The following is a 10,800-nucleotide window of genomic DNA, read 5'->3' as shown; positions in this document are numbered from 1 at the left end:
CAGGCTTTCGTCCACGCTGGTACTCAGGCGCGGCGCTTCCTCCGCCAACCCGGCACTCGGGCCGTCATCTTCAAACCGGAATACCCCGCCAGTCCCCACGTCAATGGCGGCACTGGCGCTGTCGCCATCGGCATCCGTCACGGTTTGCACCAGGGTCAGTACCCCGCTGCCCAGGCTCAGCGCCACGCTGTCATCCGCATTGTTGGTATCGCCGTGCCAGACGTTATCCAGCAGGGCAAGCGTCACTTCCCCGGTACCCGGGTTGATGGTCAGCGTGAAGTAATCCACCCCACCGGCACTGCCGGTGATGACGTTACCCACCTGGTTCAGCACGATGGCCTCACCTTGCCCAGCGGGAGCTTGCGGATCCACCGCAAACAGGCCGCTGACCACGTTGCTGCCCGTGAGCGCCAGGCTATAACCAATCGTGCCCGCCCCATCGGCCCCGAAGGCCGGATTGAACTGGGCCTGCACGGTGGCGGCACTCAGGCTGGCGCTGGCGACGCCATCACTGCCCGCACCGCCCAGCGCTGCCAGGCTTTCGTCCACGCTGGCACTCAGGCGCGGCGCTTCCTCCGCCAACCCGGCACTCGGGCCGTCATCTTCAAACCGGAATACCCCGCCAGTCCCCACGTCAATGGCGGCACTGGCGCTGTCGCCATCGGCATCCGTCACGGTTTGCACCAGGGTCAGTACCCCGCTGCCCAGGCTCAGCGCCACGCTGTCATCCGCATTGTTGGTATCGCCGTGCCAGACGTTATCCAGCAGGGCAAGCGTCACTTCCCCGGTACTCGGGTTGATGGTCAGCGTGAAGTAATCCACCCCACCGGCACTGCCGGTGATGACGTTACCCACCTGGTTCAGCACGATGGCCTCACCTTGCCCAGCGGGAGCTTGCGGATCCACCGCAAACAGGCCGCTGACCACGTTGCTGCCCGTGAGCGCCAGACTATAACCAATCGTGCCCGCCCCATCGGCCCCGAAGGCCGGATTGAACTGGGCCTGCACGGTGGCAGCACTCAGGCTGGCACTGGCGACGCCATCACTGCCCGCACCGCCCAGCGCTGCCAGGCTTTCATCCACAAACACACTGCCCACACCTTCCGATCCAGAGGTAAGCGTGACGCTCGGTACATCATCCAGGATCACCACATCCAGACTGCCACTGGTACTATCGCCATCGGTATCCACCAATACCACACCGAAACTCTCACCCAGAGCCGCATCATTGACAGGCTTGGTATGATTTTCATTGTCGCTCAGGGTGTAGCTGTAATTAACGCTGCCTAACCCGGTGACAGGGTTGTAATTAATGCCGGTCACGACCAGCTGATTACCCAGTGGACTGGTAATCGCCTGAGGGAACGCAGTAATAGCTTGCCCATTACTGATCAGAGTGACACCGCCCAGAGTCAAACTCTGTACACCATCTGCCGCATTAAAGGTGAACACACCACTTTGAGTGAGAGCAGTTGCATTCGGGTTACTGCCATCTGTCAACGCAGCTTCACCTAGCGTCAGTTCACCGCCTTCCAGCTGTAAGCCAGCCAGATCAACAGGCTCATCAACCGGGGTGATAGCAATAGAGAGAGTGGACTGAACCGTGTCTGTGCCGTCTGTGACGGTATAGTTCACCGCAGGAACCGGTCCATCGTAATTAGGTGCCGGCGTGAACAGATAGCTGCCATCGGCATTGACCAACAGGGTTCCCACCCCAGTCAGAGTTACGGGTGTGCCCAATGCAGGATTGGTGATGGAACCCCAGCTAAAACCGGTAACAGACGGAGCCTGTGGCCCATCATTGTCGATGGTATTGGTCAACAAGTTACCTGATATGGTGGTGTCTTCTGTCACAACAACACTCTCATTCTGATCGGAGATATCATTGGCAGGAGTAATTGTCAGTTCCAGTGTGGACTGAACCGTGTCAGTGCCATCGGTGACGGTATAAGTAGCAGGAGGTACAGCGCCATCATAGTTGGGGGCTGGTGTGAAGGTGAAACTGCCGTCAGCGTTAATGACGAGGCTGCCGACACCATCAATTGTGATGCTGGTACCTGCAGCAATGTTGACGTTATCCCCCCAGCTGAAGAGCAGCACAGACGCCGCATCAGGGCCATCCGTGTTGACCGTGTTGGTGAGAACATTGCCGTTCAGTACCCCATCTTCGGGCACGGTCAACTGCTCACCTTGATCCGCCAGCTCGTTGGCCAGTAGTGGTTCTGCCAGCTGCTGAGCATCGACGACAGGCTCGGTCTGGTAAGTGGTGTCGAACCCGGCGGCAGCAATCGTTGCATCACCGATTCTATCTATGGTGACAAAACCGCCATTACCACTGGCACCGGCGACCCCACCAATTCCACCGCCACCACCACCTGCGGCAGGTGCCCCACCGGCGGCAGAAGCCTCAAAGTTTTGCGTCGGGTCTACCCCTTGCAAAATCGATTTTTGCAATGCGGCAATATCGGGAGAGGTCGCACTCCCTGCATCCGGAGTTTGTGGTTGTCCCGGTACCGGAGCATCCGGAGCTACGGCGTCCGGGGTGGCAGATGTAGGAGAATCGTCGTAGGGTGCCAGAGCCAGCTTGGCGTCGTCTGCAATATTGAGTTTGGCGCCTGGCTGAAGGATTTCACCTTTCTGCAGAGGGCGACTGCTACCATCGGCCAGCAATATTTGAACATTGCCTTCAACAGAAGAAACCACCACGGTTTTGTCGATTATTTGGGTACGCATATCCATTGCTCCAACATGACAGATCTTGATGCCTACACCATAGATGCCTGTCAGGTTCGATTCCGTTGCAAAAATGTACAAGATGGGTTCAAACCGGGAGCAATGCTTCGCATTAAATCGAAGGGTCTTTTTTTATATTGTTTAATCAGTCACTTATTTGGGATTCGAGTAAAGCCTTACGCGATCCATCAGCTAAAAGCCTTAATACTTATTTTTAATTCGCATAAAAAAAGGGCCCTCATGGGGCCCATTTTTAGTGCTAATGGCTCAGGACAAAGGAAATGCAGGGTGTACGAAGCCCTGATAACCATCGATATGCAACCTGGATAGCAACTCGACCTGATGCTGATCCTCGACACGGGTTGCAATGGTTGTCACACCCGCATTGTGAGCGGCGCGGCAAACTGCGGCCAAGAAGGAGGTATCGGCACCTGGCTCCATGACCTGACTGGTATAACCATGGTCAACCTTGACATAGGCTGGCGCCAGCTCCTCCAGATAACCCAGAGACTGGAAGTGGCGACCATAATGATCAACACCCCACTGGAACCCGTATTCCTGCAACGTGTTCACCAAGGCGGTCACATGTTCCTTGTGCTTCATGATGGCGGCCTCCGGTATCTCAAACAACAATCTGTCCTTCAATTCGGCGTGAGTCGACAGATACCCTGTCAGCCAGCTCAGAAACTCGTCAGAACAGAGGGAACCTGCCGTGATATTGATGGCCAGCACCAGATCTGATTGCCGCTCAAGCAAGGGCACGCAGGCCTCCAGCACCGCCTGATCAAACTCGCTGCCCAGCTTGAACTGCTCGATGGCTGGCAAGAATTGACCGGCAAAGTAATCAGTACCATCACGTGAAATAGAGGCAAACAACTCGGCATGCAGTCGTACCCCATTGTCGAAGCGGCAAGCCGGCTGAGCCTTGAAGCGCCACAAGTGCTGAGCAATGGCATCTTGCACCAGATCGCGCCAGGCCAGACGCCCCATCAAACCCTGATCGGTACCGCCTTCCATCACAACGGCACCACGGCGCTCATTGCGCGCCTTGCCCAAGGCATTATCGGCCTTGGTCAGCAGGGCAGACAGGTCGTCATTACCGTCACGTCCCGCAATACCGATGACAGAGAGGGCATCCCCTTCCCCCATGGGATTCACGACCAGGTCGGCAATACGACCGTTGATGACTTCGGCCAGCTCCTTAAGCTGAGCCAGATCATCGGTAGGGCACAGCAGCGCATATTCAGTCGCAGAGATCCGCGCCAAAGCCGCACCATCCCACCCCTTCAACTGATCTTTCAAGGTCTGGGCGATGGACTTGACCATGTTGTCCCGCGCGGCAAACCCCTCTTCACGGTACAGGTCATCCAGCATATCGACAGCCACCAGCATGACACCACCTTGTCCTGCCTCGGCAATCCATGCATTGACCTGCCCGACAAAATAGGCACGGTTACCCAAGCCGGAAACGGCGTCCACATAGACACGCTCCCGCAATTTTATGGCCTCTTCTGCTTGCTCTTTAAACTGCAGAGCCAGCTTGCTGGAGAGGGTGTTGATGGCCTGTACCACCTGTTTCAACTCGTGGGTCTTGGGTTCTGGAATGGCGTGACCAAAGTGATGCAGTTCAATCTCCACCGCCTGCTCACAGATCTGCTTGAGCGGCTTGAGCAGATAATTCAATGCTCTCATCAATAGAATGATGGTGATCAAAAAACCGATAAGGAACCAGCTTGCCAGTTCACTCATCCCTCGCCACAGCTCGTAATAGGCCTGACCCGGGTGACCGACTACTTTCAATTTGCCCAGTTGCAGCCAGCCTGATGTCAGAATTGACTCGTTGGATACCTCGGGAAACAGGCCCAGGCCAATAAACCATTGCGGCACACCCTGGATATTGCTGGTGTTCTCCTGCTCGATGACATCCTTGGAAGCCAGCAGATCCAGCCGGATCAACTGGTAATAACCACCATCAAAAATGGCCTGGATCACTGATTCAGCCCCCACCTTGTCACCGTTTTCCAAATACGGGGTAAGTGCCAGCCCCAGCGAAGTGGCGGTATTGATGACGGTGGTTTCCTGTTGCTGCGCCAGGTAGGTTCGAGTCGAATTGAATTGCACCCAATAAGTGGCCGCAAACAACAATCCGAACAGGATCAACATGGTTGCCAATAATTGTCTGTAGAGCGTCATAGGTTAATCATCCAAATTCACCACAGGCTGAGCCAATCGCCCTGAAGTCATGCGATTGCGTAAATCACTCCATAATCCCAAGCGTGACGACCGCCCGGCCAGTTCCCCTTGGCCACGCGCCTTCATCAACCACAAGTGACTACCGTTAAAGCTGTATATCGGCACCAGATCCCTGCGCTGACTGGCAGGGCGGATCGAGCCGATTAAATTATCCAAAATCACAGGCACTGAGGAAGGCGTGTCATAGTAGGCAACAACCATATGAAACTGGTTATAATCCAATGCCTTGACATATACCATCCGCATCTTTTCATCCGGAATGCCAAGCTCCAGCAGGGTGAAATACTTGGAAATGCTGAAGTCTTCGCAATCACCGCCTGCCGCCCCCAAAAACTCCAGCGGGGTGGCCCAGTAATCTTTTTTGCGCCACAACTTGATGTCATCGATGAAGCGCATCTGGTTGAAAAACTGGTTTACCTTCTCCAGCTTCTGGCGCTCGTTCAGCCCTGCAGCACGATTTTGCATGACCAGCGTACGCCAGGTTGTCACACGCTTGCCCGCCCTGACCCCATAGGTTTCCTGGGCGCGCTGGACCAATTTGAGATCTTCGGGTGTCAAAGGCTGACTGGCAGAGAGCAGCAGCGGAAGTGAAACCAGCAGTAACCACAGCGAGTAACGCAACCAGCGAGCGCGTAAAAGCGGGCCCAACCCTGAGACTGACACCCTGCTGCAACCGCTTGCCTTCCACCACACAGTCACGCTCATCCTCTGGCATCCAATGACAGTCACTGCATCGGTCTAGGCTGACCGTGAGAGACAAAGGATGGCGGCAGCACGGCTGCAACCATCCCTTTCAATCGCATCAAGCCTGATGCGATCCCCATTACTGCTTAGCTTGCCAGTCGGCAGGCTGCTGGACGTTAAACGCGTTGAGCAGACTGCCTGTGGCGTTGAGGATGCGATAGTCAGCCAGCAGAGCGTCATACTCGGCGGTAATGTAGCTGCGGCGCGCCTCAAACAGTTCGTTCTCGGTGTTCAACACGTCCAGCAAGGTACGCTGGCCCAGGCCAAACTGCTTCTTGTACGCCTGTACAGTGTCATAGCTGGCGTCAACGTGCTCTTTCAGGAAGGTCTTCTGCTTGGTCAGCGACTCCTTGGCGTTCCAGGCCAGGCGAGTCCCCTCCTCAACCTGACGGAAGGCATTCATGTGAATGTCTTTCGCCTGGGAGTAAAGGGCTGACGTTGCCTTGCTTTCGGCCAGATCAGAACCGCCGCGGAACAGGTTGTAACGCATCCGCACCATGGCGGTCAGATCGTCGTTACGTCCCTTGACTGCATCTATATCCTCGTTCCAGTTCTGATCCACTTCAAATGACACATTCGGATAGAAACCGGATTTGGAACCCTCATGCTGATACTTGGCCGCTTCGATATCCTGCAGGGAGGAGAGCAGAGTCGGATGCACTTCGGTGGCCGTTTTCAATGCAGCATCCAGACTGGCGGGAACAAGTTCTCCATTGGGAACGGGTTGTACCAGATCCTTTGGCATCTCGTTGACGACGCGAATGAACTCACTCTCGGCATCGCGGTAGTTGTTCTCGGCAGCAGCCTGGTTGGCATAAGCCCGGGCAACACGACCATCGATCTGGGTCTGGTCGGCGGTAGAGCCAAGACCCGAATCGGTCCGCTTGCTGATGTCGCTGCGGATCTGCTCATGGGTTTCCAGGTTCTGCTTGGACAGCTCCAGGAGCTCCTGCTGGCGCAGCATGTTGAGGTACACCTCTGACACACGCAACGCCGTGTTCTCCGCTTCGGAGATCATGGCCAGACGCTGGGCGTTGGCTTCTGCATCGGTACGGGCCACGTTGCTGCTGACATTGAAACCGTCAAACAGCATCTGACGCAGGCTGATCCCGGCCTCTTTGCGGGTCATCGAGTCATCGATGGTGGTCGAGTTGGCAGCAGCTGCACGGGTGGACGGGCTGTCGGTCTTTTCATAACCGACACCACCGCGCAGATCTATGGTGGGGTAATAACCGCCTTTGGCACCATCATGCTGATACAGTCGAGCCTGATAGAGGTCAAAAGCTTCCTTGATTTTCGGATGGGTAGCCAGTGACTGTGCCACTGACTGTTCCAGCGTTTGGGCCTGGGTAAGGCCCGGGAACAGCACGGCGCCACTTACTAACATGGCAACAATCGTCTTCTTCATGGTATCTCCAGTCATGTTGTTTTTAGATTGTTGGCTTATCGTTCTCTCAGTGCCGACTGCCTAGCCCGTAATATCGGCTTAAGCAAATAGTCTAGGACACTTTTTTTACCAGTAATAATATCTGCACTGGCTAACATACCGGGGATGATGGGAAGTGCGTTAAGCTCATCGCCCAAGTAACTTTTCTCGGTGCGAACTCGCACCAGGTAGAAGGAGTTTCCCTCCTCATCCTGGATTGAGTCGGCACTTATCTGTTCAACCTTTCCATGTAATCCTCCATAGATAGTGAAGTCATAGGCAGTGATCTTGACCACGGCTTCGAGCCCTGGCCGCAAGAATGCAATGTCTTTCGGGGAGACCTTGGCCTCGACCAGCAGGGTGTCTTCCAGCGGCACTATCTCCATCAGGTCCATCCCAGGTTGCACCACACCACCCAGGGTATTGATCTTGAGCTTCTTGATGGTGCCCTTGAGCGGCGCAATCACGCTGGTACGATCGACCCTGTCCCGCAGTCCTACCTGGCCCTCGGAGAGCTGGCTCAGTTTCCCCTGCCGCTCGTTGAGTTCGGTCTGTGAGTCGGCCCGAAACTTCAACGCTATGTCGTTGCGCTTGGAGATTGTCTCTCGCAGCACTGAGTTGAGTTTGGGGATCAGCAGCCGGTTGCTCTCCAGCTCCCCCCGCATCTCGTTGACCTGACGCTCCAGCTTGATGAGCTCGACCTGAGGAACTATCCCCTCCTTGGCCAGCGGACGGCTGATATCCAGCTCCTGACGAGCCAGATCCACACTGCGCCCGACGGTTCTGATCTTGGCGTTGAGCTCTATGGTCTCCTGCTCTTTTTGCTCGATCTGCTGACCAAGTATATAGAGCTGGTTGTTCAGGTTGTTGAGCCGCTCATCCTGTACCGACTTTTCACGCGCAACGTACTCGGCAAACACGTTCTCGAACCCATCTGGAAAATCGATCGGCTGCTTGTCGATGACCACCTGTTCACGCCAGCCAAGATTGGGGCCGGTCTTGACCACGACACTCTGGATCTCGGCCCTTAGCCGGGCGATATCGCCCTTGAGGATCACCAGCTCTTGCTCACGCTCCCGAAAATCGGAGCGGAAACGGGTGTCATCGATACGCAGCAACGGCTGCCCCTTCTCGACTATGTCCCCCTCCTTGACGAAAATCTCCTTGACGATCCCCCCCTCCAGGTTCTGGATCACCTGCAACTGACGGGACGGGATCACCTTGCCCTGCCCGACCGTCACCTCGTCCAGCTCGGCCCAGGCGGCCCAGATGATGGCGCTCATGAAGAACAGGAAGCAGGCCCACAGCAAGGCTCTTGCCCGGGTCGGGGTGGTCAGTAAGACGGCGGCGGCGCCATCGTCGACAAACTCCAGATGCTCGGGGGCAGGCAGCACAGTATCGGACGGCGACTTATTGAACAGGCCAAATCTAGCCATTGGACGCCTCCTGCACTCGCACCTTGCCTTCTTTCAACTGTTGCAACACCACCTCTTTGGGCCCATCTGCCACTATCTGTCCCTGCTCCACAACGATGACTCGCGACGCGACATCGAGCATGGAGGTCTTGTGAGTGATGAGGATCAGGGTCGTCTCCGGTCCCAGTCGTGCCAGCTCATGCTTGACCTGCATCTCTGACTGGTTATCCATGTTGGAAGTGGGTTCATCCATCACCAGAATGGGGGGATCGTTGAGCAGGGCCCGGGCCAGCAGGATTGCCTGACGCTGACCGCCGGAGAGCTGTCGCCCCCCTTCGCCTATCTGGCGGTCAAGACCGTTCGGGTCCCGGTTGGTGAAGTTGGTGACTCCGGCCCGCTTGGCCGCACGCATGACCCGCACATCGTCCACCAGCGGGTTGCCGAGCATGATGTTGTCACGCACCGAGCCAAAAAACAGGGTCACATCTTGCGGTACACAGCCTATGTTGCGCCGGATCACGGATGCGGGCAGTTGATCCAGCTCGAACCCATCGATGCGCACCGAACCATCGGTTGGCCGATACAGGCCCATCAGGATCTTCTCGAGCGTCGTCTTGCCCGCCCCGATCCGGCCTATGATGGCCACCTTTTCGCCCGGTTCGATCCGCAGATTGATGTTGTGCAGTGTGCTGCTTTCCATCCCGGGGTACTTGAACGACACATTGTCAAATTCGATCCTGCCAGCGATGACAGGGTGATGAATATACTGCTTGCCCTCCTCCTGCTCGCCCGGCGTCATCATGATCTTCTCCAGGATCTCCAGCGCAGATTTGGCCTGGTTGTAGCGGGTGGAGAGCACCGAGAGTTGCACCATGGGGGCGATGGCACGGCTCGACAGCATAACGGCGGCAATCATACCGCCCATGGTGACCAGCCCTTCCGATATCTGATAGACACCGACGATCACCAAGCCCACAGTCACCACTTGCTGGATGTAGCTGGCCAGGGACGACATGGAGTTGGTGATGCGGCGAGTCTGCACGCCCCAGGTCGATATATGGGATACCGCCTGCTCCCAGCGATGCTGGAACATACTCTCGGCACCAAAGATCTTGACGGTCTCCAGCCCGGAAATACTCTCGATCAGGTTGGCGTTTTTCTGGGAAGCGAGCCGCGAGCCCTCTTCGATGGACTGCTTGAGGGGCGCCTGGATATAGAAGCTGTAGGCCACCAGGATCAACATGGCGACGATGGGCACCACCACCATGACGCCGGCAAACATCCATATGATAAAGAGGAAAAAGACCGCAAAGGGCAGATCGATGAGGGTAGAGACAGTGGCGGAGGTGAAGAACTCCCGCACCGACTCGAACTCCTGCAGATGTTTGGCAAAGGCGCCGGTGGAGGCCGGTCTTGACTCCATCCGCATGCCCATTACCTTGGCGAAGATCTTGGCCGACAGCAGTACGTCCGACTTCTTGCCTGCGATATCGATAAAATAGCTGCGCAACTGACGCATCACGAAGTCGAAGGTAAACACCACCATGGCGCCCACCGCCAGCACCCAGAGCGACTCGAACGCCAGGTTGGGCACTATCTTGTCATAGACGTTCATGGTGAACAGCGGGCTGGCCACCGCAAACAGGTTGATCAAGACGGAGGCAATCAGTACATCCCGATAGATGCCTCGGGATTCAAACAAGGTGCTCCAGAACCAGTGTCCATCACGGGTCTCCAGCACCTTGGGGGAACGGTCATCAAACTTGAACTGCTTTTTGACAAAGAAGAGCCGACCCAGATATTCATCACCCATCTGGGCAATGCCGAGCCACTCGGCCGCATCCCCTGCCTGAGGAAAAATCACCTTGCCCTGGGTTCTGTCTTCGTTCCACTCCAGCAGAATGCAGGCACCGCCGTTGCGCATCTGCAGCACGCAAGGCAGCAACAGGGAGGAGATATCGGCAAGGGGCTGGATCACTTCCCGTGCAGACAGCCCGCCCCGCTCGGCGGCGCGACTGAACAGGTTCGGGGTCAGCAGGCCGGACACCAGCGGCAATCCAGTGGTCAGGGCATCCCTGCTGTTGGGTACACCATAAAAGCGGGTCAGGAAGACCAGGCACTCCAACAACTCATCAATACGGTTAGTTTCTGCTTGCATAGCATCCTGTCACTGCATGATTAGGCCGACTGTGGTGGTCACACATCGCTGTCCGTTGAACGCGATCTCAT

The 10,800-nt window shown here is 56.3% G+C and carries 6 protein-coding genes; all 6 read right to left on the bottom strand.

Annotated features, from left to right (window positions below; genetic code table 11):
- Positions 1–2,814, bottom strand: a 2,814-nt coding sequence (locus BN1128_RS26135) for a retention module-containing protein (protein WP_244464553.1), incomplete at its 3' end; no start/stop codon positions are given.
- Between the two features lie 186 nt (positions 2,815–3,000).
- Entirely contained in the window at positions 3,001–4,926 is a 1,926-nt protein-coding gene (locus tag BN1128_RS03195) for an EAL domain-containing protein (RefSeq protein WP_042866263.1), read from the bottom strand.
- A 3-nt stretch (positions 4,927–4,929) separates the two neighbouring features.
- Positions 4,930–5,691, bottom strand: coding sequence for a transglutaminase-like cysteine peptidase (locus BN1128_RS03190; protein WP_042866262.1), 762 nt, complete (start codon positions 5,689–5,691; stop codon positions 4,930–4,932).
- 118 nt (positions 5,692–5,809) lie between these two features.
- A complete protein-coding gene (locus tag BN1128_RS03185) occupies positions 5,810–7,138 on the bottom strand; it encodes a TolC family outer membrane protein (protein WP_042866261.1) in 1,329 nt (442 codons plus the stop codon).
- 35 nt (positions 7,139–7,173) lie between these two features.
- A complete protein-coding gene (locus BN1128_RS03180) occupies positions 7,174–8,592 on the bottom strand; it encodes an HlyD family type I secretion periplasmic adaptor subunit (protein ID WP_042866260.1) in 1,419 nt (472 codons plus the stop codon).
- Complete coding sequence (locus tag BN1128_RS03175; protein ID WP_042866259.1) at positions 8,585–10,729, bottom strand: type I secretion system permease/ATPase; 2,145 nt, start codon at positions 10,727–10,729, stop codon at positions 8,585–8,587. Before BN1128_RS03175 ends, BN1128_RS03180 begins: the two co-directional genes overlap by 8 nt.
- Between the last annotated feature and the right edge of the window lie 71 nt (positions 10,730–10,800).

The sequence above is a fragment of the Aeromonas piscicola genome (assembly GCF_000820005.1).
Classification (GTDB): Bacteria; Pseudomonadota; Gammaproteobacteria; order Enterobacterales; family Aeromonadaceae; genus Aeromonas; species Aeromonas piscicola.
The sequence above is the reverse complement of the archived record's forward strand: the minus strand, read 5'-3'. Positions and strand labels throughout refer to the sequence as shown.